General features: G+C 39.3%; 28 protein-coding genes and 1 riboswitch. Of the genes, 16 read left to right on the forward strand and 12 right to left on the reverse strand.

The genetic code is table 11. The features are described 5' to 3' along the window. The first annotated feature begins 16 nt into the window (after positions 1-16). Positions 17-1,837 (forward strand): oligoendopeptidase F, encoded by a 1,821-nt coding sequence (gene pepF / locus J2S78_RS06170; RefSeq protein ID WP_306897094.1) that lies wholly within the window; start codon positions 17-19, stop codon positions 1,835-1,837. A 56-nt stretch (positions 1,838-1,893) separates the two neighbouring features. Here pepF and J2S78_RS17150 read toward each other — a convergent pair whose 3' ends face one another. The 5 genes from J2S78_RS17150 to J2S78_RS06195 all read right to left on the reverse strand — a co-directional run bounded on the left by J2S78_RS17150 (position 1,894) and on the right by J2S78_RS06195 (position 5,731). Continuing rightward, on the reverse strand, positions 1,894-2,070 hold the full coding sequence (locus J2S78_RS17150) for a hypothetical protein (protein WP_503167817.1): 177 nt from the start codon (positions 2,068-2,070) through the stop codon (positions 1,894-1,896). Positions 2,071-2,155: 85 nt separating this feature from the next. Then, the gene (locus J2S78_RS06180; RefSeq protein ID WP_306897096.1) at positions 2,156-3,067 is read right to left on the reverse strand and encodes a ClpXP adapter SpxH family protein; all 912 of its coding nucleotides are present in this window, start codon (positions 3,065-3,067) and stop codon (positions 2,156-2,158) included. A 25-nt stretch (positions 3,068-3,092) separates the two neighbouring features. Continuing rightward, a complete protein-coding gene (locus J2S78_RS06185) occupies positions 3,093-3,476 on the reverse strand; it encodes a globin domain-containing protein (protein ID WP_306897100.1) in 384 nt (127 codons plus the stop codon). A gap of 901 nt (positions 3,477-4,377) precedes the next feature. Then, the gene (locus J2S78_RS06190; protein ID WP_306897102.1) at positions 4,378-5,058 is read right to left on the reverse strand and encodes a lytic transglycosylase domain-containing protein; all 681 of its coding nucleotides are present in this window, start codon (positions 5,056-5,058) and stop codon (positions 4,378-4,380) included. Between the two features lie 85 nt (positions 5,059-5,143). Next, on the reverse strand, positions 5,144-5,731 hold the full coding sequence (locus J2S78_RS06195; protein ID WP_306897103.1) for a CYTH domain-containing protein: 588 nt from the start codon (positions 5,729-5,731) through the stop codon (positions 5,144-5,146). Between the two features lie 197 nt (positions 5,732-5,928). Between J2S78_RS06195 and J2S78_RS06200 the strand changes: the two genes are divergently transcribed. Genes J2S78_RS06200 through J2S78_RS06215 form a run of 4 tightly spaced genes read left to right on the forward strand, consistent with a single transcriptional unit; the run spans position 5,929 to position 8,711 of the window. After that, the gene (locus tag J2S78_RS06200; RefSeq protein WP_306897105.1) at positions 5,929-6,306 is read left to right on the forward strand and encodes a UPF0738 family protein; all 378 of its coding nucleotides are present in this window, start codon (positions 5,929-5,931) and stop codon (positions 6,304-6,306) included. Between the two features lie 33 nt (positions 6,307-6,339). Continuing rightward, positions 6,340-6,978, forward strand: a complete 639-nt coding sequence (gene yjbM / locus J2S78_RS06205) for a GTP diphosphokinase (protein ID WP_306898730.1) — start codon at positions 6,340-6,342, stop codon at positions 6,976-6,978. A gap of 29 nt (positions 6,979-7,007) precedes the next feature. After that, entirely contained in the window at positions 7,008-7,808 is an 801-nt protein-coding gene (locus J2S78_RS06210; RefSeq protein ID WP_306897106.1) for an NAD kinase, read from the forward strand. A gap of 6 nt (positions 7,809-7,814) precedes the next feature. Next, the gene (locus J2S78_RS06215; protein WP_306897107.1) at positions 7,815-8,711 is read left to right on the forward strand and encodes an RluA family pseudouridine synthase; all 897 of its coding nucleotides are present in this window, start codon (positions 7,815-7,817) and stop codon (positions 8,709-8,711) included. A 7-nt stretch (positions 8,712-8,718) separates the two neighbouring features. Here J2S78_RS06215 and prpE read toward each other — a convergent pair whose 3' ends face one another. Then, a complete protein-coding gene (gene prpE / locus J2S78_RS06220) occupies positions 8,719-9,450 on the reverse strand; it encodes a bis(5'-nucleosyl)-tetraphosphatase PrpE (protein ID WP_306897109.1) in 732 nt (243 codons plus the stop codon). Positions 9,451-9,556: 106 nt separating this feature from the next. Here prpE and fabI point away from each other — a divergent pair, with 106 nt between their 5' ends. The 5 genes from fabI (at position 9,557) to J2S78_RS06245 (ending at position 14,586) form a co-directional block, all read left to right on the forward strand. Then, positions 9,557-10,339, forward strand: coding sequence for an enoyl-ACP reductase FabI (gene fabI, locus J2S78_RS06225; RefSeq protein WP_306897111.1), 783 nt, complete (start codon positions 9,557-9,559; stop codon positions 10,337-10,339). 270 nt (positions 10,340-10,609) lie between these two features. Beyond that, a riboswitch (cyclic di-GMP riboswitch) is annotated at positions 10,610-10,692 on the forward strand. A gap of 37 nt (positions 10,693-10,729) precedes the next feature. Further along, entirely contained in the window at positions 10,730-10,984 is a 255-nt protein-coding gene (locus J2S78_RS06230; RefSeq protein WP_306897114.1) for a Spo0E family sporulation regulatory protein-aspartic acid phosphatase, read from the forward strand. 217 nt (positions 10,985-11,201) lie between these two features. After that, the gene (gene glcT / locus J2S78_RS06235) at positions 11,202-12,038 is read left to right on the forward strand and encodes a glucose PTS transporter transcription antiterminator GlcT (protein ID WP_306897116.1); all 837 of its coding nucleotides are present in this window, start codon (positions 11,202-11,204) and stop codon (positions 12,036-12,038) included. 192 nt (positions 12,039-12,230) lie between these two features. Continuing rightward, a complete protein-coding gene (gene ptsG / locus J2S78_RS06240) occupies positions 12,231-14,285 on the forward strand; it encodes a glucose-specific PTS transporter subunit IIBC (protein ID WP_306897118.1) in 2,055 nt (684 codons plus the stop codon). A 214-nt stretch (positions 14,286-14,499) separates the two neighbouring features. Next, entirely contained in the window at positions 14,500-14,586 is an 87-nt protein-coding gene (locus J2S78_RS06245; protein ID WP_125559891.1) for a YjcZ family sporulation protein, read from the forward strand. A 30-nt stretch (positions 14,587-14,616) separates the two neighbouring features. On the opposite strand, the gene J2S78_RS06250 is transcribed toward J2S78_RS06245, so the two are convergent. Then, positions 14,617-15,048: a hypothetical protein gene (locus tag J2S78_RS06250; protein ID WP_306897120.1), complete on the reverse strand. Its 432-nt coding sequence runs from the start codon at positions 15,046-15,048 to the stop codon at positions 14,617-14,619. A gap of 142 nt (positions 15,049-15,190) precedes the next feature. Between J2S78_RS06250 and J2S78_RS06255 the strand changes: the two genes are divergently transcribed. Then, positions 15,191-15,691, forward strand: a complete 501-nt coding sequence (locus J2S78_RS06255) for a hypothetical protein (RefSeq protein ID WP_306897122.1) — start codon at positions 15,191-15,193, stop codon at positions 15,689-15,691. Between the two features lie 58 nt (positions 15,692-15,749). On the opposite strand, the gene J2S78_RS06260 is transcribed toward J2S78_RS06255, so the two are convergent. Then, positions 15,750-16,232, reverse strand: coding sequence for a CotY/CotZ family spore coat protein (locus J2S78_RS06260; protein ID WP_306897124.1), 483 nt, complete (start codon positions 16,230-16,232; stop codon positions 15,750-15,752). A gap of 218 nt (positions 16,233-16,450) precedes the next feature. On the opposite strand from J2S78_RS06260, the gene J2S78_RS06265 reads away from it, so the two are divergent. Further along, complete coding sequence (locus J2S78_RS06265) at positions 16,451-16,690, forward strand: hypothetical protein (protein ID WP_306897126.1); 240 nt, start codon at positions 16,451-16,453, stop codon at positions 16,688-16,690. Positions 16,691-16,742: 52 nt separating this feature from the next. On the opposite strand, the gene J2S78_RS06270 is transcribed toward J2S78_RS06265, so the two are convergent. Next, positions 16,743-17,201 carry a GNAT family N-acetyltransferase gene (locus tag J2S78_RS06270; RefSeq protein WP_306897127.1) on the reverse strand — a complete coding sequence of 153 codons (459 nt, stop codon included), beginning with the start codon at positions 17,199-17,201 and terminating at the stop codon, positions 16,743-16,745. 2 nt (positions 17,202-17,203) lie between these two features. After that, the gene (locus tag J2S78_RS06275; protein WP_306897129.1) at positions 17,204-17,938 is read right to left on the reverse strand and encodes an alpha/beta hydrolase; all 735 of its coding nucleotides are present in this window, start codon (positions 17,936-17,938) and stop codon (positions 17,204-17,206) included. 143 nt (positions 17,939-18,081) lie between these two features. On the opposite strand from J2S78_RS06275, the gene J2S78_RS06280 reads away from it, so the two are divergent. Further along, positions 18,082-18,633 carry a phosphatidylglycerophosphatase A family protein gene (locus tag J2S78_RS06280; protein WP_306898733.1) on the forward strand — a complete coding sequence of 184 codons (552 nt, stop codon included), beginning with the start codon at positions 18,082-18,084 and terminating at the stop codon, positions 18,631-18,633. Between the two features lie 135 nt (positions 18,634-18,768). After that, a complete protein-coding gene (locus J2S78_RS06285) occupies positions 18,769-18,951 on the forward strand; it encodes a hypothetical protein (RefSeq protein WP_125559751.1) in 183 nt (60 codons plus the stop codon). A gap of 205 nt (positions 18,952-19,156) precedes the next feature. Here J2S78_RS06285 and fumC read toward each other — a convergent pair whose 3' ends face one another. Continuing rightward, positions 19,157-20,545: a class II fumarate hydratase gene (gene fumC, locus J2S78_RS06290; RefSeq protein WP_306897131.1), complete on the reverse strand. Its 1,389-nt coding sequence runs from the start codon at positions 20,543-20,545 to the stop codon at positions 19,157-19,159. A 269-nt stretch (positions 20,546-20,814) separates the two neighbouring features. Here fumC and J2S78_RS06295 point away from each other — a divergent pair, with 269 nt between their 5' ends. After that, positions 20,815-22,494 (forward strand): methyl-accepting chemotaxis protein, encoded by a 1,680-nt coding sequence (locus J2S78_RS06295; protein WP_306897132.1) that lies wholly within the window; start codon positions 20,815-20,817, stop codon positions 22,492-22,494. Between the two features lie 78 nt (positions 22,495-22,572). Beyond that, entirely contained in the window at positions 22,573-23,541 is a 969-nt protein-coding gene (locus J2S78_RS06300; protein ID WP_306897135.1) for a 2-hydroxyacid dehydrogenase, read from the forward strand. Positions 23,542-23,645: 104 nt separating this feature from the next. On the opposite strand, the gene J2S78_RS06305 is transcribed toward J2S78_RS06300, so the two are convergent. After that, complete coding sequence (locus J2S78_RS06305; protein ID WP_306897137.1) at positions 23,646-24,998, reverse strand: alanine/glycine:cation symporter family protein; 1,353 nt, start codon at positions 24,996-24,998, stop codon at positions 23,646-23,648. Between the last annotated feature and the right edge of the window lie 190 nt (positions 24,999-25,188).

Raw genomic sequence — 25,188 nt, forward strand, 5'->3', positions numbered from 1 at the left:
TATTGGAGGTGTTTGTATGAGCACGACAGAAACGAAAAATTTACCTAAAAGAGAAGATGTACCTAAAGAATGGACATGGGATTTAGAGGATATTTTTTCAACGGATGAAGAGTGGGAAAAAGAATTTGAAGCGGTCAAAAACTTGCTACCCGACATTACATCCTTTAAAGGAACGTTAGGGGAGTCTGCTGACAATCTCTATCATTGTTTAAAGAAGCAAGATGAAATTGGTGGACGTTTTGGACGACTGTTTTCGTATGCGCATATGCGTGCTGATCAAGATACAGGAAATTCCTTTTATCAAGGGTTGGAGGATAGAGCGTCAAGTCTTGCTGCAAAGCTTGGACAGGCTATGGCATTTGTCACTCCTGAAATTCTATCCATTCCAGAAGAAACATTAACTCAATTTTTAAAGAAGCATGAAGGACTCACATTTTATAAGCAAGCATTAGAAGAAATTAATGAAGAACGTCCACATGTGTTAAATGAATCAGAAGAATCGATTTTAGCACAAGTTTCAGAAGTTACTGCAACTCCTGGGAATACGTTTGGCATGCTGAATAATGCAGATTTAAAATTCCCGACGATAGAAGATGAAAACGGGGAAGAAGTACAAGTGACACACGGACGTATCTTGCGGTTTTTTGAAAGCGATGACCGTAGAGTTCGGCGCGATGCGTTTAATGCTGTATACAGCACGTACAAAAAATATAGAAATACCTTTGCAAGTACGTTAAGCGGGGAAGTGAAAAAACATTTATTTTCGGCAAATGTAAGAAACTACGAATCCGCGAGAAAAGCAGCTTTAAGCGCTAACCACATTCCTGAAGTTGTCTATGATCAACTTGTTGATACAGTGAATGATCATTTGCATTTATTACATCGATATGTCCGCTTAAGAAAACGTGTGCTTGATCTTGATGAAATTCACAACTACGATTTATACACGCCCCTCGTTAAAGATGTCGACATGAAAGTCAGCTATGAGGATGCACAAAAACAAGTATTAAAAGCAGTAGAACCTTTGGGTGAAGATTATGTAAAAACGGTGGAAGAAGGTTTTAACAGCCGCTGGATTGATGTGTATGAGAACGAAGGGAAACGAAGTGGCGCTTACTCGTCAGGAGCTTATGGTACAAAACCTTATGTTCTCATGAACTGGCAGGATAATGTGAATAATATGTTCACACTCGCTCATGAACTTGGACATTCCATGCATAGTTATTTTAGCCGCAAGCACCAGCCGATTCGTTATTCAGATTACACCATCTTTGTAGCAGAGGTAGCTTCTACTGTTAACGAATCTCTGCTGAATAGACATCTGCTACAAACAACAGAAGATAAAAGACAGCGAATGTATTTGTTAAACAACTTCTTGGAAGGATTTCGAGGAACTGTATTTCGCCAAACAATGTTTGCGGAGTTTGAACAGCTTATTCATGAAAAAGCAGCAGCTGGCGAACCATTAACCCCGGATTTGCTTGAAAAAGAATACTATCAATTAAATAAAAAATATTTCGGGGAAGATATGACAGTAGATGATGACATTGCGTTAGAATGGTCACGTATTCCCCATTTCTATATGAACTTTTACGTGTATCAATACGCTACCGGTTATAGTGCAGCTGCAGCGCTGTCCCGCCAGATTTTAGAAGAGGGAGAACCGGCAGTAAAACGCTACTTAGAGTTTTTACAATCAGGAAGCTCGGATTATCCTATAAATTTATTGAAACAAGCAGGTGTAGATATGACCTCACCAGCACCCGTACAAGAGGCGATGGTATTATTTGAACAAACTTTAAATGAAATGGAACAATTGTTAGCGGAAGAAAAATAGTATAACAATAAAACGCCCGTAAGCTTCAGTTACCTGAGTCCTACGGGCGTTTTGTGTTAATGATGAATTCCTTTAAAACGATGCCGTTCGTTAAAAAAGAATACAGAAAAGAAGATGGATAAGAATAATAAAAGAGTGGCTATAAAAAGGGGAAACATGTTCATTAGCCCCATGATAAAAAGTATAAAGCTGAAGGTGGTGCAACAAATACTGAAGAATACTTTTTTCATCATTATCCCTCTCCGATGACGGTTGTTGCTTTATTTTATGGAGAGGAGGACAAATATATGACTCTTCTCATATAGTAACTTCACAAAATTAGACGATTGATTTCCAAAACACTCCGTGTTTCACTGGTACCTGTTCAATCTTTTGCTGTAACGCGAGTTCGTTCAGCTTGGCTTTGGCTACTTTTTCGCTCCAATCATAGACAACAGCAACTTCTTTTGTAGCAACAAATTCAAATTTTTTCATGAATTCTTCGAGGCTTAATTTTTCTTTTGGAATCGGCTCTTTTCCGAGCATTTCTTTCATAATTTCTATATATACATCAAAAGAATAAAGACCGGAAACTTTTAAACCGCCGTCTTCTACGCAATCGTTAAAGAAAATAAAAGTAGGGGATTTTTCCACTTCCATTTCTTTTGTTGTCTTCACGTCGCATTGCAAAGCTTTCACGGCGCAGTCTGAATGTATATCTTTTTGAAACTCATCGACATCAAGACCGACGTGTCTGGCGCAATCCGTTAAAACTTTTTCATCGGCAATATTTTTTTTGTCTAAAAATAACATTTCACGAATACGCCTGAAAAATACGGTAGCAAGCTGTCGACCTTGCATTTCTGCTGCTTTTATTGCAAGAGACGGAGCGTAAGGTGAATTTACAGGGTTCTCATGCCAAACATCCCCGTCACAGGACATTCCGGTTTGGTATCCCGTTTGTTCATAAAGATCAGCCAAATTGCGCTGTTCTTTATGCTGTTTATTTTCGGAAACGTTCCACGAATCAAGGTGAGCTGCTACAAAAAAACGTAATGAAAAATAGTGGCCGTATTCAAGCACTAATTTTTTCAATGTTGGTTCAAAGGCCCAACATTCAGGGCAAAGCGGGTCGACGAAAACATAAAGTTCTAGTTTCTTTGGTTCCCGTTGTACTGCCCCCTCTTCCCCAGGAGAAAGACCGCAGACTCCCAGCGATTCATCGCAATCGAGCTGTTTATCTTTGTTCATGACTGGTCTCGACTCCTTTCTGTGTTTATTCTTCGGCTGTATTAACCATGTGTTGTGCGGTTAGGGTTAGTCGTTGCACTATTTCTTCTCGTGCAGGTTCTTCTAGTTCTATTTCATCCATAGCATCTTCCATGCACGATAACCAAGCGATTGCTCGTGTCCGTGTAATCGGAAATGGAAGATGCCTAGCTCTAAGTTTTGGATGTCCATGTTCTTCAGTATATAAAGAAGGCCCACCTAAAAATTGGGTTAAAAATTGTTTTTGTTTTCGGGCTGTTTCGGTTAAATCATCCGGAAATATCGGATAAAGAGCGGGATGCTCTTTTACATTCGAATAGAACATATCTACAAGAAGTTCTACTCTTTCCAGACCGCCAATCTTTTCATATAAAGTTTCGTTGTTTTGCATAATGGTGCTCCTCTCTCTACACACGTTCTTAAAAGCACTTGATTCAAGATAACGGGTAGATCGAAACTTTTCAAGGAAAAAGAATTATAGTCGTAACTCTTGATCACATAAATGTCACTTTCTTATTTTATTGTAGCAAGGCTGTTACAGGACAGCAAATGATTTGGTTTTGAGGTGGTTATTTTTATAAATTCCCTGCGAAAAGCACAAATATTAATTAAAGAATTAGAGAAAGAGAATAAAAATGCGCAAGTGGTTTGAAAGCCTGAGTGGCTGGACGCTTGCGTTAAAAAAACGACAAAGCATATATTTTCCTTTATAAACAAAAATAGGGTAGAGAAAGACGGAATAGTCTGCTTCAGACAATATGAAATGTCAAAATGATAAAAGTAGATATGTAACGTAGTCAAAATTTGAAGGCTCCGCGGGGGCTTCTGAAAAGGATGGAAAAAAGGTATAGGCACTGTTTATTTATATATACCTTTAAATAAAAAAAGGACGGTGATCATCTTGTGAAGAAGGCGTGTCGGTTAAAAAGCGGAGTATTTTGAAGGAGCGAGGGATAACAATTAGAAATGAGAGTCTGGGACAAAAGAAAGAAGTGTTGTGAAAAAACGAACATTTCGAGATTGATGTTATAGCTGCACGGAACAGCGAAGTCAAATGAAGTCGACTCCTGCGGGAATAGCACGTGTATCGAGACCCCGCAGGAAGCGGGTCAGATCGGTGTTGGCACAGGACGTGCCGCTTTTAGCCGATCTTTCTCTTTTCGATCCGTGCCCGCGGAAAGCGACCTCATTTGACGTAGCGATAAAACAATTTACAAAAACCCGAACGATTCATTGAAGGAATCGTTCGGGTTTTTTGTCTTTGATAATGTTTTTGTCCCAGCCTCACTCTTTTATGTAAGTGACTGATAATTGTTCATTACCGTTGGCACGTAGGATTGGGTTTCTTCAAATGGAGGAATACCATTATAACGATCTACATTACCAGGGCCGGCATTATAAGCAGCAAGCGCAAGTGACTCATCACCGTTATATTTATCCAACATATTTTTTAAGTATTTTGTACCCCCTTCGATATTCTCCTGAGGGTTGTAAGGGTTATCTACATTTAAATACTTAGCTGTGCCAGGCATAAGCTGCATTAGTCCCATCGCGCCTGCATTGCTTTTAGCGTCAGGATTAAAATTCGACTCCTGTTGAATAACGGCCTGAATAAGATTAGGATCGACTCCAAATTTCTCAGCACTTGAAGAGATGAGAGAAGAATAATCATCATCTGTTGTTGTTTCGTTATGGTTCAACGGCATTGCGTTTCCACCTGTTGTTGAGCCAACTTGTTCGGAAGATACAGCATTTTGAAAATAACGAGCGCTACTTTCTGGTGACAAAAATAAAGAAGACATCTCGTCAGAGGACGAATCGTTTTCTGTTTGAATACTGAACTGGTTGCCAAGTTCGTTGTCTAAATATGTTTGAAAAGAGGAAAGAAACGAAGGAGTATTTCCTGTATTAGAAGACGGATTGTAATGATTTGTTACCGATTTAAGTATTTGAAACAAAGGAGCAATCGTCAACCTTTTCACCTCTTTCATCTGCAGAACTATTTAAGAAAAATATACCAAAAATATTTATTGTAGGCAATATGTCTTAGTTACTGTTCTATTCTTTTTGTTCTTGTTTGCGCAAAAAAAATCGTTCTATTTTGTTAGGAGTTTGACGTACAGGGATTCCGTGTTTATTTAGAAGATCATTCATCCAGATTTGAACGGCTGTTTCGGTCGGTCCTTCAATTTCTATTTCAAAGTCTTGAGTATCTAAATACACACTTTGATCTAAAAACAACAGTCCTTCTTTAAAAGGTGTCTTGCCACGATAAGTTTCCAATGTCCCTAGTAAACGTAATGCATCACTATCGATATTAAGAGAAGATTGGAGTTCATCCTTTACTTCACCATCAGGAAAGAATGAAGATGATAGTGCTTGGTTCGCTTCTTCTTCACTTAAGTTCTGATTAGTTTCAAGCAAACCTTCTTTTGCCGGCTGCTTTAAAGTTAGTTCATACATATCTTTCTTTTTTCTAATACGCAGTGCAGCGCCTTGCTTTTTAATATCGTCGTTTACAGTGTCAAAATATGAATTCGCCTGCCAAAAAAAATCATTTTTATTTATTTGAAAGACTTCGGAAAGATGAAGAAATTCCGATTCTGTTAAAAGATTTTTTTTCTCAATTTCTGTTTCTTGGGCCATTACTATTTCTTCCTTTCACTCTTAAAATGATAAAGACGTATGCTCTGTTTTTATGATATCATATCGTTTGGAAATCGTCGTTCTTACCGATGGATTAAAATCACAAGAGCAAAACCGAATACTAGAATAGTGTTTTTCTTCCTATGGGAGAGGTATGGTAATATAGAAACAGATGAACGTAATAAAGAGGTGGAATGATGGAACACGTATTGACAGTTACCGAAATAATAAGAGAAGGAAATAAATTATACTTAAAACCAATTGAGGATTGGCCAGAGAGCGAGTGGGAAAAATTAGAAGACGGAGGACGTATGCTTGCCGATTCCGATGCGTTAACCCTTGTATATGTGCTCGAATCTGTTGAATCGTTTGTGCAATTACGTATGCCTAAACAAGTATGGCCACACTTGAAAGAAGCAAGCGATCAGCAATTGGAAATTATTCTTGAAGGTCCTTCAAATATTCGTCTTGATCAATTTCAAAGAGAGATGGCATATATCCTTGATAATGTACCAGGAAACGGAAACTATGGTTCGGCGATGGTAGAAGCTGTAGAAGAAGCATTTCAACTATGATTATAAAATTGTCCAGAACAGGTGGTGCTAGCTATTAGTAACTGGGATACCTTTTTAACACCGTATGTGCAAGCGGTGGAGGAATTGAAAGTGAAATTAAAAGGTCTGCGGGAGCAATATCAATTGTCTTCAAAACACACTCCGATAGAGTTTGTAACAGGGAGGGTAAAACCTGTGACAAGCATATTGGAAAAAGCGCAGCGCAAAAATATCCCACTCGATCGAATAGCCAGAGAAATGCAGGATATTGCAGGGGTACGTTTAGTTTGTCAATTCGTTAATGATATCGATACGATTGTAGAACTCATTCGTTCTCGCTCGGATTTTAAAGTGATGGAAGAAAGAGATTATATAAAAAGAAAAAAAGAAAGCGGCTATCGCTCTTATCATATGGTTATTGAATATCCTGTGCATACTATTGATGGAGAAAAATATGTCCTTGTCGAAGTTCAAGTACGAACTATGGCGATGAACTTTTGGGCGACAATTGAGCATTCTCTGAATTATAAATACAGTGGGGAAATACCGGATGAAGTGAAGGAGCGGTTGCAGCGGGCGGCAGAAGCTGCTTTTCAGCTAGATGAGGAAATGTCTAAAATAAAAGGCGAAGTACGGGAAGCCCAACAAATTATTATCAAAAACCGCGAAGGATCCTCAAGGTCCACAAAATAATAAAAAGGTAAGTGAAGGGAGGCGGCGGCATGCATTTTACGGTTACATCTAGAGGAGATGACGTATCCGATGCGCTAAAAAAAGATATTACGGCTAGTTTAAAAGAACATGGTTTGACTGAAAATGAGGATGAACCTGAAATTATAATTAGTGTTGGAGGAGATGGTACTCTTCTCCAAGCTTTTCATGATTACCACGAAAGGCTAGAGCAAACATGTTTTGTCGGCATACACACAGGTCACTTAGGGTTTTATGCAGATTGGCAGCCAGAGGAAGTAGAAAAGCTAGTAATTCATATTGCTAAAACCCCATTTCAAGTAGTGGAATATCCGCTTTTAGAAGTTGTCGTTCGCCATTATGATACAAAAGAAACAGACCGTTATCTAGCTTTAAACGAATGTACAGTGAAAGCGTTGGAAGGATCCTTGGTGTGTAATGTAGATATAAAAGGAGAACCGTTTGAGACATTCCGTGGTGACGGACTCTGTATCTCGACGCCGTCAGGCAGTACGGCTTATAACAAAGCGTTAAGTGGTGCTATTATTCATCCTTCGTTACCATCCATGCAGTTGACTGAAATGGCGTCAATTAATAACCGTGTGTATCGAACAGTTGGTTCTCCATTAGTATTACCACAGCATCATACTTGTCTGTTAAAACCTCTAAATGATGTAGAAATGCAAATAACCGTTGATCATACTTCCGTGGTTGATCAATCTATAAAATCAATTCAGTGTCGTGTTGCCGAGGAAAATGTCCGGTTTGCCCGGTTTCGTCCATTTCCGTTTTGGAAAAGAGTGAAAGAATCCTTTATTGGAGAGGGAGAATAAAGGAGTATGAATGCTTTTCATGTCCTTGAATGGAATGTTCCTTTAAAAGATGAAGGAAAAAAATTAAAATCATTTTTAAGGCAGACAAAAGGGATGTCATCGAGCACTTGGAAAACGGTAAAAAAAGATGGCCAACTTATAATAAATAATGAATCAGCCAGTGGATATGACATCCTTGAAGACGGCGATAGAATTGCCGTATATTTGCCAGCTGTTTCTTTTCCATCAGGTATTCCGCGAACTCCATTACCGTTATCGATTTTATATGAAGACAATCATTTATTAATTGTTAACAAACCGCCGAAACTCCCAACTTTGCCAGGTAGAGGACAAGAGCAGGAAACTTTAGCAGGAGCGGTTCGTCATTATTATGAAAGAAATAATATAAATGCTTCGTTTCATGCAGTATCGAGACTTGACCGTGATACGAGTGGTATTGTTACGCTTGCCAAGCATCGCTATGCCCATCAACGGTTGGCGGCATTTTTTTATAACAACCAAGGTCTCAAGAAATATACGGGGATAGTTAAAGGGGAATGGTTTCCCAAAACTGGAACGATTTTAGCACCTATTGAAAAACGCCCGGACAGTATTGTCAAACAGCATGTGGTGACAAATGGTAAAAACGCCCGGACAGGTTTTCGAGTAGAGCATAGGGGGCGTGGTCTGTCCCTTGTTACTTTCACCCTTTATACAGGACGAACCCATCAAATACGTATTCACAGTTCTTATGTCGGTCATCCTTTAGTAGGTGATGATTTATACGGAGGATTGTCTATAGAAATACCGCGCCAGGCTTTACATGCGAAAGAATTGAATTTTTGTCATCCAGTCACGGATACGTGGCATAAGATTGACGCGCCATTACCTGAAGACATGCGTAATCTTTGGGATGGGGGGTAATTGAATGTTATCTGAATTTCTCAACAATAAATGGCATGTTGGATGGAACTTTGGTGTAGGTCATTTCAGGGTAGTGAAGTCCGGTTAATTGGCCCCCGAATACACAACCTGTGTCGATATTGATAGTGTTATTAACCTTTCGAGGTTCCCGAACGGGAGTGTGCCCGTATACAATCAACGGTGATCCGTAGTATTCAGACGCCCAATCGCGCCTTACCGGCATTCCATCTTCATGCTTTTCTCCGGTAATATCACCATATAACACGAATGTTTGGACTTTTTTTCCCGTTTTACCGATGAGGTTTTCTGTAATACCAGCATGCGCAGCAATTACTTGACTATTATCCAGTCGAAGATAAAGCGGGGCGCTGTCATACAGATTCATAAAGGATCGACGGACATTACCGTATGTATTTGGAGAAAGATTTTGAAGCTCTGCAATGGTCGTTTCAAGACCGCCGCTTACGACAATATTACGCCCTAGTAAATAACGGTAAAGTTTATTGCAATGATTGCCGGGTACGTAATGAGCGAGTTGGTTTTCGACCATTTTGGTAACTAATGTGATTACCTCAACAGAACGAGGACCTCTATCTGTCAAATCCCCTATGAACACAGGGATACGCCCGTCAGGATGAAAATACATATTATCCCTATTTTTATAACCAGCCTTGTCAAACCACGTACAAATTTCGTCGAAACAGCCGTGTATATCCCCGATAAAATCATAAGTACTCATCTTTGGAACTCCTTTCTTCTATTGGATGACAATGCTATAATAAGTTTAACAGCTGCTATTAAGAACAACCAACAAATATTGTTTGATAAAAAAGGAGCGATTGTTAATGAATCTTTCGTTAGAAGGCAAAACCTATGTGGTGATGGGTGTTGCAAACAAACGCAGCATTGCTTGGGGAATTGCCCAAAGCTTATCAAAAGCTGGAGCAAGACTTATTTTTACATATGGTGGAGAGCGAATGGAGAAAAGCGTGCGAACGCTTGCTGATTCTCTCGAACAAGAAAAGACACTTGTGTATCCTTGCGATATTACTGATGACGAGGAAATAAAAAAAACGTTTCAACAAATCAAAGAGGAAGTAGGCACCATTCATGGGTTGGCTCATTGCATAGCGTTTGCGAATAAAGAAGAACTTGATGGTGACTATTTGAATACAACCCGCGATGGTTTTATGTTAGCCCACAATATTAGTTCTTATTCTTTAACTGCCGTTGCTAAAGTAGTTCGTGAATTGGATTTGATGAGTGAAGGCGGCTCTATTATAACAATGACGTATCTCGGAGGCGAAAAAATAGTCAAAAATTATAACGTTATGGGAGTAGCAAAAGCTTCCCTTGATGCGAGTGTACGTTATCTTGCCAATGACTTAGGGGAAGAAAATATTCGTGTAAATGCTATTTCGGCAGGACCAATGCGGACTTTATCTGCTAAAGGAATTGGTGGCTTTAATGAAGTTATTAAAGAAATGGAAGAAAAAGCCCCATTACGACGTCCGGTTACACAAGAAGAAGTCGGTGACACTGCGCTCTTTTTAATGAGTGATCTAGCGCGCGGAATAACAGGGGAACTGATACACGTAGATGGCGGCTATAATAAAGTAGGACTATAAAATATACCAAACCAGCTTGTCTGTTAGAAAGACGGCTGGTTTGTTCATTGCTTTATGTTATAAGGCGCAATTTATTTGCGATGCATTGATGAAAATCTCCCCCAAAACCGTTTAAAGGCAGTTTTCGTTTAGATTTGTTCTTCTCTTTCCCCCCCAATGAGCTCGTACTAAAAATTCATGAATTTTATTGCTAAAATTCAAAATTTTAGGTACAATGTATCCAATACCTTATTCCTATGTCATCTATGGGTCAATTCCAAATTGCAATAAGTACGACAAGGGCAAAGCCATTGAAAAATGGTGACGCAAAACTATAGGGGCTAAGTTTTTGGATATGCCAGCCAGTTATCGAATGCACTCCTAGTTCGTATGAAAAAGGGGGAATGTGGTTTGGATTTGTGTAAAAAAGATTATTTAGAAACCGTAGACAGAGATATTTATATACTGCGAAGACTGATGTACAAAGCGAGTGACGATGCCGGAAGTTTAGACAATCAATTAGTGATTGAAATCAGTCAGTTTTTAGATATAAAGTTAAACGAGCATGGCGATTTAGCCAAATCCCATAGATGCAAAAAAGAAAAGGAACAGGTTCATCCGTTAACAGAAATCAAACCATTGTTTACTAAAGGCGCATTAAAGTAGTGAAAAAATGAAAATAAATATGAATTGATCTAAGATATTTGTCATGGGAGAAGGTAAAACAGTTCACTTTTGCAGGAAGTGGACTGTTTTTATTGTGAAAAAAAACACCCCCTTCGCAAAAATAATAACTAAAGAGTAGACAATATGTCCCAGTTGACGATAAACTAAAACGCAGGTAAGATGGTTAAACGAATATAATAGGAAGATGGGTTGGTTTATGAAAGTAAAAAAAGTGCTGAACAACAATGTCATTATTGCCCACCATCCTGATTACGAAGAAGTTGTTCTCACAGGAAAGGGCCTAGGATTTGGGAAAGAAGAAGGTGCGCCGGTTGATGAAAGCGGAGCGGAGAAATTCTTTGTTTTAAAAAATCCTAAGGAACAAGAGCAGTATAAACAACTGCTCATCCAAGTGGATGAGGCTTTTATTGGTTGCATGAACGAGTGCATGGCCATGCTCGAAAATCGTTTTCAGGTTAAATTACACGAACATATTCACGTAGCACTAACGGATCATTTATTCTATGCTGTTCATCGAAAGAAACAAGGCTTGGATATTCGTAACCCGTTTTTACATGAGACAGAACTTGCTTATCCTGCTGAGTATCAAGCGGCGAAAGATCTTTTATTACATGTAGAAAAATGTACCGGTACAACGATGCCGGAAGGGGAAACGGGATTTGTAGCACTTCACATTCATACAGCGTTAACCCGAAGATCTATTAAAGAATTAAATGAACATACCATTTTAGTGTCGGAACTTGTCAAACGGATTGAAGAGACGCTGGATATTTCTATGGACACCAAAGACTTAGATCATCAGCGCTTGTTGCGCCATCTTCATCAAGCGTTAGAACGCATAAAAAATGGGGATTATGGTGATGAACCAGAAACTTTAAAAAATGTGTTGAAAAATGAATATCCGCTGTGTTACAATTTGTCGTGGAAGTTGATTAAGATGATGCAACAGTCATTAAGAAAGCCTGTACCAGAAAGCGAAGGAGTATATTTAACACTCCATTTGCAAAGGCTTTCAAGACAAACATATAAATAATACCAATCGCATTTTTGTGTTACTGGTCATGCAGGCATGAGAGAAAATAGATTGGTTCTCTAGCTACAAAACAGGTGTAGTATACCTTTAACCCTGTTTTAGTTCAGTGAACCCTTTTCTCTCATGCCTTTTTATGTTTGTCGTTTTATTTATGCGTTTGCATCAGACACTATAAAAAAAGGAGGACTTCACATGTGGAAAAAGTTATTTGGTTTGCTTCAACGAATCGGGCGTGCACTTATGCTACCCGTTGCGCTTCTTCCTGCTGCAGGTTTGCTGTTAGCGTTTGGGACGGCTATTCAGGAAGATAACATGGTTGATATTATGCCGTTTCTTGAAGCGGATGTTTTTGTCTTCGTTTCTGAATTGATGAAAGAAGCGGGGAATGTTGTATTTGATAACCTAGCTGTATTATTTGCAGTAGGTGTTGCATTAGGGCTTGCTAACAATGACGGAGTTGCCGGTCTAGCCGCCCTCATCGGGTTCTTTATTATTAACGTAACGATGGGTGTTGCCGAAGGTGTAGACATGGACATGACAGCAGATAACCCGGCTTATGCATCAATTTTAGGGGTGCCTACCCTGCAAACAGGGGTGTTTGGAGGTATTATTGCCGGTATACTCGGTGCCTTCATGTACAATCGCTATTATAATATTGAATTGCCACAGTATTTAGGATTCTTTGCGGGGAAACGTTTTGTTCCGATAGCAACAGCGTTTGGTGGATTGATTGTCGGAGGTATTTTGACATTTATCTGGCCTCCTGTTCAGGAATTATTAAATAGTATGTCGTACTTGGTGACAGAATCGAATACGACACTCTCCGTATTTATTTTTGGTATCATTGAACGTGCATTAATTCCATTTGGTTTGCATCACGTATTCTATAATCCATTTTGGTACGAATTTGGTACGTATGTTAACGCAGCTGGAGAAACCATCACGGGGGATCAACAAATCTTTTTCGCTCAATATGCAGATGGCGTAGAAGAATTCACAGCTGGAACGTTTATGACAGGAAAATTTCCTTTCATGATGTTTGGTCTTCCGGCAGCAGCGCTTGCTATTTATCACTGCGCTAAGCCGGCTAAGAAAAAGTATGTGGCCGGTATTATGGGTTCAGCTGCCCTAACATCGTTTTTAACGGGAATTACAGAGCCACTTGAATTCAGTTTCTTGTTTGTGGCACCGGTATTGTTTGGTATCCATACAATTTTTGCAGGTTTATCGTTTATGACGATGCACTTATTAGATGTCAAAATCGGGATGACGTTCTCAGGTGGTGTCATTGACTACTTCCTGTTTGGTATTATACCGAATGCGACACCATGGTGGCTCGTTATTCCAGTAGGGCTATGTTTCTCAGTTATTTACTACTTTGGATTCCGATTTGCGATTACGAAATTTAACTTAATGACTCCGGGTCGTGAAGATGATGCTGAAGAAACACCAGACAGCTCTTCGACTAATGCTGGAGAGTTACCTTACAATGTGCTCGAGGCATTTGGCGGTAAAGAGAACTTGAAAAATCTTGATGCTTGTATTACGCGTTTACGTATTACCGTTAACAACAAAGAAGAAGTGGACAAAGCTCGCTTGAAACAATTAGGTGCATCTGGTGTGATGGAAGTCGGACAAAATATCCAAGCCATTTTTGGACCAAGGTCTGACGCAATTAAATCGCAGATGCAAGACATTATAGAAGGACGAGCTCCCGCAGCACCTGCAGAAGGGACACCGGAACTCGATCCGAAAAAAGAAGCGGAACCAGCAGTGAAAATAGATGCAGAATCTCCACTTTCAGTAGGAAGCGTTGTAAATGGAGAAGTTATTTCCATCGAAGATGTACCAGATGATGTTTTTGCTGGTAAAATGATGGGAGACGGTTTTGCTATGAAACCGACAGATGGAGAATTTGTTTCGCCAGTTAACGGAACCATTAATAATGTATTCCCTACAAAACATGCAGTAGGAATAAAGACGGAAGAAGGTCTTGAAGTTCTTGTTCATATTGGTCTCGACACTGTAAATATGCAAGGAGAAGGCTTTGAGGTGCATGTAGAAGAAGGGGACAACGTGAAACAAGGACAACCGCTTGTTTCAGCAGATCTTACTCTTATTGAAGAAAAGGCAAAATCAACTATAACACCAATTGTATTTACAAATTTATCGCAAGATCAGTCTATGACCTTGCAGAAAAAAGAAACGGTCACAAAAGAAGAAGCAACCGTTGCTAAGATTCAATAAAAAATCCCCAGGTAAGAAAGTTTCCTTACCTGGGGATTTTTTATACTGTCAATCTTTATAAAATATAAGTATGTGAAAGTACTTTATTATGAAGTGTTGTTATTTAGGTAAATGCCTGTTTTGAGCAGCGAGCAAGAACGCTTTGCATTTCTTCGCATATAGCTATGGTGAGAAGCATATCTCTCAATCTTCCTTAGAAAGGGAGGAATAGCAAATGTCCTACGGGTATGGAAACAGTTTTACACTCATCGTTGTATTGTTCATATTGCTCGTTATCGTTGGGTCCGCTTACGTTTGTTAGAACGAAACGGAATCATGCAAGGTTCTGACCTTATATAGGGTCAGGGCCTTGTTGTTTTTGGGCGCGAAAACGAAAGTAAAAGAGCACCATGAAAAAAATGAATTGAGAAAAAAAGAGTATGAGCGAGGAGCGTCCTGATATTTCTCCTAGTATTGGCGCCATTATCCCTGCTAAAAAACCGTTGCTAATACCAACTACTGCACCATCTCTATCATAGAGACTGCCAAGCATAAGACCGCCTCCCATCCCAAGTGCAGCAGATGCTATACTCGTTTCTATAAATACTCCTACATACATATGCGTCAATAAAAGACCATTGCACAACGCAAATAACGGAACCGGGGTCGTTATTACGTTCAACGTATGAGAAACAAAAGATGATGTAGTATCTTTCATGTCGAGTAAGAATATATAAAGCATAACGAGAAGCCATATGTTCCCGATGAATAAAATCCAAAGCATAATATCCCTCATTTCTTGAACACCAGTTGTATTCTATATCTATGCGTCCATACGAAAAATTTGCAGGTGAATTGGAATGAACCATAAGTAAACGCATATAATGCAACAGAACTGACTTGTTTAGTAGAGGAGGGATAATAGAATGGAACAAGAACAACAGCCAAACCAACAGGCACAGCCATTGTATTATATTGAACAACCCAACTTATCACCATTATTTGATCAAGGACAAACGGTTTCTATTCGCAAAAAAATAGGAGAAGACACGCGAAAAAGATCTTCGTTACGCAAAGAAAAGAAAGCAAAGAAACGTCAATCTGAACAAATTAATCTTGAGACAAACGAAGAAAAGAAGGATGATGTTTCAACTAACATGGAAGAGGAAGTTGAGGAAAATACTGCTGATGATCATTCATTCACACGTGTTTCTTCTAAACGAACGGTTAAAGAAATGTTAGAATATATAGAATCTCTCCCTCATTATATTCAACCAATTATTGCTTGTGAAACAAAGCATCAGTATGTTCAAGGCACTTTAATTCAAGCTGATAATGGAGAAATTATAATAAAGGACAGACGCAATTTAACCAATAAAACTTTTAAGGAAAGTGAGATAACAGAAATGTACATCGTTAGTTTATAAATAAAAAAAGCAACAAAAACGGGAGTAATCCCGTTTTTTGTTGCCTTTTACAAATTTTTTATTTACAGTGGTGGTCGATATCGCCAACGAGATTTGGATCTAAACATTGAATCGAGCAGAAGCAATCAAGATCTACTTCAATACAATATCTAGTACGTTCTAACTCATCGACATCACAAATGGAGGTCGGATCTACGCAACACTTATCAAAGTCTAGGTCACTGTCTGGACGTAGCATTGACAAGGTAGCGCAGCAATTATCTTCATCTACACTTTCCACCCGAAAGAATATTGTTTGAAAACAATCATTTCTGCCGATGGCACCGACAGAATAAAAGTATTCACCTTTTTTGGTTTGAAGGATAAACGGAACAGTATCTAAGCCATTATTGTTTCCGTTAGGGCTTAATAAACTGTTGAAACAATTGTTTCTGCAATCCCCGCGACCATTGTTATCGACCTCATCCTGCGCTTTTTTTATAGCGGTAACCGCGTCACAAACGCAGCTTCCAGATTCTTCATCATGTTTTCTGCAACCCATGTTATTCACTCCTTTAGCTCTCTTTTCCTTATCATCATATAACCATAGGCTCAAAATGGTGTTAAATAATAACCAAAGAAGGAAGAAATGGGCGCAGAAGGATAAAAAAATTTTTTTAAAATAGGGTTGAAAATATTAAAAAAGGGTATACATATATTAAGTCCAGCTATTTCCTGCATTGTTGAGCGTTTTTTCAAACGTATGAATGAGGTGATATAATGGGATATATTGCACCAGTAAACAACGAAGCTGCACTGAACTATGGTAACCGTATGGTAGAAAATGAACCAGCGATTGCAAAGGTTGATAAGATTCCAGCTACGCTGTTTCCTCCTGTTCGAGAGGAAGATGAGCGAAATGCCTATCGACACGAACAAGAAATGGATGTCATGACTAAACGAAGAGAAATAGAACAAACATTATACGGTAAAGGACGTCAATTTGATGTCGACGTATAAAATAGAAAAAAGCTTCAGGATTTTTTCCTGAAGCTTTTTTCGTGGAAAAGTATTAGTGAAACCATGAAGAGGAATTGGTAGATGTGGAAAGGTTTTTTTTCATTTCGACATGAGGAATGCCTGCATCCATAAATTCATCAGAAGTAACCGTATATCCTAATTTTTCATAGAAACCAGCTGCACTGTTTTGTGCATTTAATTTCATAGCGCTATATCCTTTATGTAACGACTTCTTTTCAATAGCTTGCATAATATGTTGGCCGGCCCCAGTATGACGTGATGAAGCTATCACACAAATCCGTTCAACTTTTCCGTAATCATCAACAAAACGTAGACGTCCAGCCCCAACCGGTGTATTTCTGTCGTATGCGATAAAATGAATGGCAGTTTCATCGTGTTCATCGATTTCCAAACTTTCGGGAACGTTTTGTTCTTTAACAAAAACCTCAAATCTTACATAAAACGCATCATTTTTTTGTTGTTGATGAAGAACTTCTTGTACTTGAACCATAATTAACTCTCCTTTCCAGCGTCATTGGTAAACATGAAACGAAGGGCATCTGGCAAATCCTTTTCCCAGTACTTCCAAAGATGGCCGCCTTTGAACTCGTGGTAATGGTAACGATCGCACCCTTTTTGTAACAGTTCGTGTAATGTACGGTTTGGTTCTAGAAAGTCTCGAATGTTGCCATCGGTCGTTTCGACACGTGTTTCTTCCGTACCAACCGTATGATACATTTCAAAACTTCTCCATACATTGGTTCGCTGTGCGGCGTGTAATACTGTGTCGTTTACAAATGGAGAGTGCATAATGAGCCTTGCAAACGAATGGGGATACTTAAGCGCAGCAAGGAATGAAATGGTGGCGCCAAGAGAGTCTCCCATTAATGTTCGTCCATAAGGAAGATTGGACGTATTGAAAGTGTCCTCTAAAAAGGGCAATAATTCTTTTACTAGAAATTGTATATAAGATTTGCTGTCTGCACTGTCAGGGTGATACCACTTTCTTCTTTGCTGGACAGAAGGATAGGGAATACCAACGACAATCGTATCTTCGGCACCTTCCTCATATATGGCTTCGATTTTTCGGCCGATTTTACCGAATTGAAAGTAATCGCGTCCATCTTGTGTGATGGCGATATGGTATGTATACAAATGGCTGTAATGAGGAGGAAGGTAGACGTGAAGATCGAAAGTGTGATGTAATATTTTGCTGTGAAATGTCAGTTTTTTTATTGTTCCGTTCACGACGTTTAACTTCCTTTCAAGACGGTTATACGATAAAGAGCATAACACGTCTACAAACGGTTTATCAATAAATATTGTATATACGCCGATATCTAACGAAAACGACATGCATATGATAAAATAGAAAGAAGGGGGAGTCGATGATGAAAAAACCTGTAGCTAGTGATGTAGTAGAAAAAGCTGCTCGAGAGGCTCTAGAGGAAAGAGGCGTGAAAATAAAAGATATTGCAGAGATTGTCTATGAGATGCAAGCGAAATATGCCCCGAATTTAATGATGGATGATTGCATAGAAAGTGCAGATGCTGTGCTGTGTAAACGTGAAATTCAACACGCTGTACTGGTTGGCATTGAATTGGATAAACTAGCCGAAAAAAATCAACTGTCAGAGCCATTACAAACGCTCGTTGATACGGATGAAGGGTTGTTTGGTGTTGATGAAACAATCGCCCTTGGTTCCGTGTTTGGCTTCGGTAGTATAGCTGTTACGACGTTTGGATATTTAGATAAAGAAAAACACGGTGTCATAAAGGAACTTGATGAAAAAGAAAATGAGGTGCATACGTTTTTAGATGACTTAGTAGCAAGTATTGCGTCTAATGCGTCTGCGCGGTTAGCTCACCGTACGAGAGATAGAGACGAGAGCCGGACAAATGATAAAATTAAAAAGCGTGAAGATGAAGAATTAATTGGTTAATGGAATAGTTAGAAAATGATTAGATAAAGAAGAGGCTCTTTCGTTTTAAGAGTCTCTTTTATGTAAAAGATGATTTTTTATCAAAAATTGGATAAAATAAGGGAAAACATTATAAAAAGGAGTAGGATGATAGCGATGGCAACGAAACCACGCTGGATATACTGGAAAGAAACGTTTCGGTCTAAATTTCAAGCGGGTTGCTTGAAAGCAAAGCTTGAAGATAATTGGAGCAACGGGTATGAAATAGGACCGTTTGTCGAGATTCGCAAACTAAAAACAAATAAATACGTTGTTCGTTATACATATGATGAGTCATAGATGTAGCTCTAACGGTGGATAATGGAAACGTGAACAGGTATCTGGGATGGCAGATATCGCCGATAATCTTTTGGAACAAGCAGAGAAGAATTATCTTTTTTGTCTTCAACAAATTAAAAAGCAGCCGTAATGTGGTGCTCTCCCAATAAGTAGAGTAAAATCTGACTTTTGGGGTGTTTACTTATTACGGCTGCTTTTTTATTATTTATTCTTTTGGAGAAACCATTTTTGATGGATCAACGATTTCATGAAACTGTTCTTCCGTTAACAGACCGCTTTCCAACACAGCTTCTTTTAAGGTTTGGCCTTTTTCATGAGCCGTTTTAGCAATTTTAGCGGCATTTTCGTATCCAATATGCGGGTTCAATGCAGTAACAAGCATCAAGGAGTTACGCAAAAGCTCGTCAATTTTTTCTTGATTAGGTTCGATACCTACGGCACATTTATCATTAAAGGAATGCATCGCATCTGCGAGCAAATAAGAAGATTGTAAGAAGTTGTACACAATCACAGGTTTGAATACATTTAACTCAAAGTTACCTTGACTCGCAGCAAAACCGATGGTCGCATCATTACCCATAATTTGCGTAGCTGCCATTGTCATTGCTTCAGCCTGAGTGGGATTCACTTTCCCTGGCATAATCGAACTACCTGGTTCATTGGCGGGAATTGTAATTTCACCAATTCCGGAACGAGGACCGCTCGCAAGCCAACGCACATCATTTGCAATCTTCATTAGGTCAGCAGCTAATCCTTTTAACGATCCATGGGCATAGCTGATTTCATCGTGACTAGTTAGTGAATGAAACTTGTTTGGAGCAGAGCGGAATGTTTTACCGGTTACGCTGCTGATTTCTTCTGCGACGAAATCACCGAATTTGGGATGGGCATTAATGCCGGTACCAACTGCCGTACCTCCAATAGCTAAGTCTTTCACATGGTGAATACTTTCTTGAATCATTTCCATGCTTTTTTCAAGCATCCGGTGCCATCCACTAATTTCTTGTCCAAGTGTGAGAGGAGTTGCATCCTGCAAATGAGTGCGTCCGATTTTAATAACATCTTCAAACGCTTGTTTTTTCTCAGCAAATGTATTTTTTAACGTATTTATAGCTGGGATTACATCATTTTCTACTTTTTCAACAGCTGCGATATGCATGGCAGTAGGGAATGTATCATTTGAGCTTTGCGAACGGTTGACGTCATCGTTGGGATGAATAGATAAGTCACTGCCGTTTTCTTTTAAAATCTCAGAACCGCGCCGTGCAAGCACCTCATTCATGTTCATGTTCGATTGGGTGCCACTTCCTGTTTGCCAAACCACAAGTGGAAAATGATCGTCGAGTTTGCCGTCAATGACCTCATCAGCCGCTTTAGAAATTGCGTCTGCTTTTTCTGGTTCAATGTTTTCTAGGCGTTTATTAGCCAGTGCAGCAGATTTTTTTAATATTGCAAACGCATAAACAACTTCCATTGGCATTGTTTCTTTGCCAATCTTAAAATTCTCTATACTTCGCTGGGTTTGTGCCCCCCAATGTTTATCGGCAGGGACTTGCATTTCTCCGAGAGTATCTTTTTCGATTCTGTAGTCCATTTGAAATCCTCCTGCTTCATTTTCTATAAACGCATAATTCTCACATTACACAATTCGACGGAAGCGTCGAAAAAACCTTCTTCCTATAGGATAGAAAAAAAATGAAGGAAAGAAAAGCTTCGATTAGCATTTCACAAAAAATATTTATTAGCTGTGAAAAAAGACTCATGATGTAAACAATTCAAAACACGTGTCGATATAACAATAGGTAAGAAAAAAGACTTATTTATTTTTTATAAAACAAACAATTCAGGAAGAGGTAGATGTGAGTGAAGTCTATTCGTGCGAAATTAATAGGAGCCTTTTCAGTTATTCTTGGCTTGCTGTTAATTTTTACTGGCGTCATATATGTATTAATGAATGACATGAATAGCGAAATAGAAACAGTTGTGGAAGAGGATATGGAGACAATTTCTGCTTTTGAAGACTTAGCTTATAATATTGCGGAACGGCAGTCACTGGCGAATGCTTATGTGTTAACTGGAAACAATCAATACAAAGAAGAGTTTGCGACTTATACGGAGAATTCTTCAAAAATCGAAGAAAATCTGTTGTCTTATGTCGACGATCAGCGGTTAAATGACATCGTCAATACTTCGGTTGATTGGAGAGTACAAGTAGAGGATGACGTGTTTGCTGAATATGATGAGGGGAACCGTATAAATGCAGAAGACGCCTTGAGGTCAGATATTTCTCCGCTTGGAACAGAAATAAAAAATGAATTAAATTCTCTTATTGAAGAAGAACAAGCGGCAGTAGACTCTCATACCGACCAAGTAAGTAGTCAAGGTGACAGCCTTGTTGTCATTAGTATTGTTGCAGGTATCGGTATAACTGTCGTTGGGTTTATTATAGCAGTTGTTCTTTCAAATCGAATTTCTAAACCGGTAAAAACCTTATCTGAAAAGGCAAGACAATTATCCGATGGTGATTTGATGGTAGAGAATATGAACGTGAAAAGTAAAGATGAAGTTGGGCAGTTAGCCGTGAATTTCAATGATATGGCTGATAACCTGCGAACGATTCTTGGCAAAACAAGAACAGCGGCAGAACGTGTTGCAGCAACATCTGAACAGCTTTCTGCAAGCTCAGAAGAAACATCTGCATCAACAAATGAGATTGCGACAACCATTCAAGACGTCTCTCATTCGACTGAATCAACGAGAGAGCGGTCAACCGAAAGTTTATCCTTAATGCAGCAACTTTCTATTAACATTGAAAAAGTTACAGAAGCTTCAGCAAATGTAGCAAAAAAAGTGAAGGAAACCGAAGAAGCAGCAGCAAATGGTAATAAAGAAATTGTCCATTCTTCAGAACAAATGGGGATCATTAATACGCAAGTGCAAGATAGCGCCGACATTGTCAAACAGCTCGGAGAACGTTCAACGGAAATCGGTACAATTATTGAAACCATTACGAGTATTTCAGAGCAAACGAATTTGCTGGCATTAAATGCTGCAATTGAAGCTGCTCGTGCAGGGGAACACGGGAAAGGTTTTGCCGTGGTTGCCGATGAAGTTCGAAAACTTGCTGAAGAGTCAAATCAATCAGCTAACAAGATTACTCAATTAATTGAGGGAATACAGCAAGAAACAAAACGAGCGGTTGAAAAAATGTCCGAAGGTCAAACAGAGGCGAGTGAAGGTGTTGACGTCATTGAACGAGCAGGTACCGCCTTTCAAACGATACGTACTTCTATACAGGAAGTTGGAAGTCAGGTTCAAAATGTATCGGATATTTCTAAACAAATGCATGCTAATTCCACTCAAGTAACAACGGCAGTAGAGGAAATGAGTCAAGTCGCCGAAACCAATGCCGATAGTGCTCAAAACGTTGTAGCTGGAACGAAAGAACAGTTGTCTGCGATGGAAGAAATATCAAGCTCATCTGAAGAATTAAGTACTATGGCACAAGACTTACAAGAAGAAGTCAGCAAATTTAAACTATAGTGTGATTCACATGCCGTTCCAAAATGGAATGGCATGTTTTCGTATGCTATAATAAATTGAAAAAGGTGGAATCGAAAGTTGAGCAAACCTTATGTTTTTTTAACGCGTAAACTTCCAGATGACATTGTAAACATATTGGAAACCGAATGTGTCGTTTCAATGTGGGGGAAAGAGGAAACACCGCCTCCTACGTCACGATTAGAAGAAGAATGTAAAAATGCGGATGCGGTCTTTTGTAATGTATCTGATACGATCGATGCATCCATGCTAGATCAAGCAAAACAGTTGAAGGTTATTGCTACAATGGCAGTAGGTTATAACAATATTGACGTGAAAGCAGCGAAGGACAGAAATATACGTGTTGCCCATACTCCGGATGTTTTGTCCGAAACAACGGCGGATCTTACTTTTACACTATTAATGGCCACGGCAAGAAGAATACCGGAAGGAATCGATGTTATTAGAAATAATGAATGGGGAGCATGGGCGCCTTTCTTTTTAACGGGTAAGGATATTCATCATGCAAGACTTGGTGTAATCGGTATGGGACGGATTGGAGAGCTTGTTGCAAAACGTGGCATTGGCTTTGATATGGATATTGTTTATCATAATCGATCACGTAAGCCAGAAACGGAAAAGGCGATAGGCGCAAGATACGTGGATATGGATGAATTGCTCAAAACATCGGATTACATATGTGTACAAACCCCTTATACCGAAGAAACGCACCACCTAATAAATAGACAAGCATTTCAAAAAATGAAAAACAGCGCTATTTTTATTAATACATCGCGGGGAGCTATTGTTGATGAAAATGCCTTATATGAAGCGTTAAAGAATGGCGAAATTCAAGGTGCTGGGCTGGATGTGTTTGAAAACGAACCAATTCGTGCTGATCATCCACTTATGTCCCTGGCTAGTGTTACAGCGCTTCCTCATATCGGGAGTGCTAGTAAACAGACACGCTGGAAAATGGCTGAAATGACCGCTAATCATATTTTACAAGGGTTACGCGGCGAAAAAATAGACCACGAAGTGCAGCTGTAGCGTAATAGCTGATTTATTGAAATGGAAGAAAATTGGGCTATTGAAGTGAAAAGTTAAATGTAAACGGAAGACTTCCCAACATTCAGCGAAGTCTTCCGTTTGTTTTAAGTGGATTTTTCTTCTTCTCGTTTTACTTTTATAAAATGTGTTGTCTCCGCAACAACAATACCTGACAGGCCAAGCAAGCCGATCAAATTTGGAGCCGCCATTAGTCCATTCATAATATCAGCAATAGACCATACTGTTTCAAGATTTAACATCGCTCCTGCAAAAATCGCAGCGATAAAGATAACGCGATAAATAAAAATAGACGAAGGTTTTTTCGTCAAGTAGTATATACAACGTTCTCCGTAGTAGGACCACCCGAGCATAGTTGAGTAACAAAAGAAAATTAGACCGATTGATACAATCAAAGCCCCCACAGGACCGAGAAACATTTCGAATGTGGCAGATGTTAGTGCAGCGCCTTCGACATCCGAGTTTGCATCGATGTATAGTTCCCCCATAACAAGGGAGATACCAGTGATGGAACAAATTACAATCGTATCAATGAATACTTGTGTCATAGATACTAGTGCCTGTCTTCCTGGATAATCCGTTTTCGCTGAAGCGGCTGCGATTGGAGCGGACCCAAGACCTGCTTCATTAGAGAACACCCCGCGGGCTACCCCCATTTGAATGACAGCACCTATCGCACCACCTGCTACAGCTTGACCTGTAAATGCATCTGTGAAAATTAATCCGACCGCAGATGGAATAAGGTCAACGTTTAAAATAAGTACGGCAATACCTCCCAGTACGTATAAAACAGCCATAACAGGAACCACGTACGACACAACCCGTCCTATTGACTTAATCCCGCCTAGGATAACCATTCCAACTAGCAACATTAATATTAGGCCAGTACCCCATTCTGGAAAGCTCCAGTTTTCTTGCAATACTTCGGCTACAGAGTTAGATTGAACGGTATTTCCGATTCCGAAAGAAGCAACAGCAGCGAAAATGGCAAAGATAACAGCTAACCATTTCCACCCTAGGCCTTTTTCAATGTAATACATAGGACCACCGGCCATTTCTCCGCGTTCATCCTTTATTCGATATTTCACTGCCAGAATAGCTTCGGCATATTTTGTAGCCATCCCAAATAATGCAGATACCCACATCCATAAAACAGCTCCGGGACCTCCAATCACAACAGCTGTTGCTACACCAGCAATATTGCCGGTTCCAACCGTTGCGGCAAGAGCTGTCATTAGTGATTGGAAGTGAGAAATATCCCCTTCCGCTGATTTATCCTGCTTCTTTGAAAAAACAAGTTTTAACGCATAAGGAAGCATGGAAAATTGTAAAAAAGTTAAACGAAACGTTAGAAATATACCAGTACCTACTAGTAAAATAAGAAAAGGTGGTCCCCATACAAAATCATTAACAGTCCCTAATATCTCTTGAACATTCAACGAAATTCCCTCCCATTTTGTTACCTGCACTAGTCTCTTACCTACAATGTATGTATAATTTATTCATGTAGTAGACAGACTTGTCTGTGCAGATAAAAGTAAGTGTACTCCCAAGCTACTAAAAAAATAAATATGAGTATAGCAGAGTGGAAACTATTGTAACATAAAAATTTTCATAGAAGGATGTGAA

The sequence above is a fragment of the Salibacterium salarium genome (assembly GCF_030813635.1).
In the GTDB taxonomy this organism is placed as follows: Bacteria; Bacillota; Bacilli; order Bacillales; family Marinococcaceae; genus Salibacterium; species Salibacterium salarium.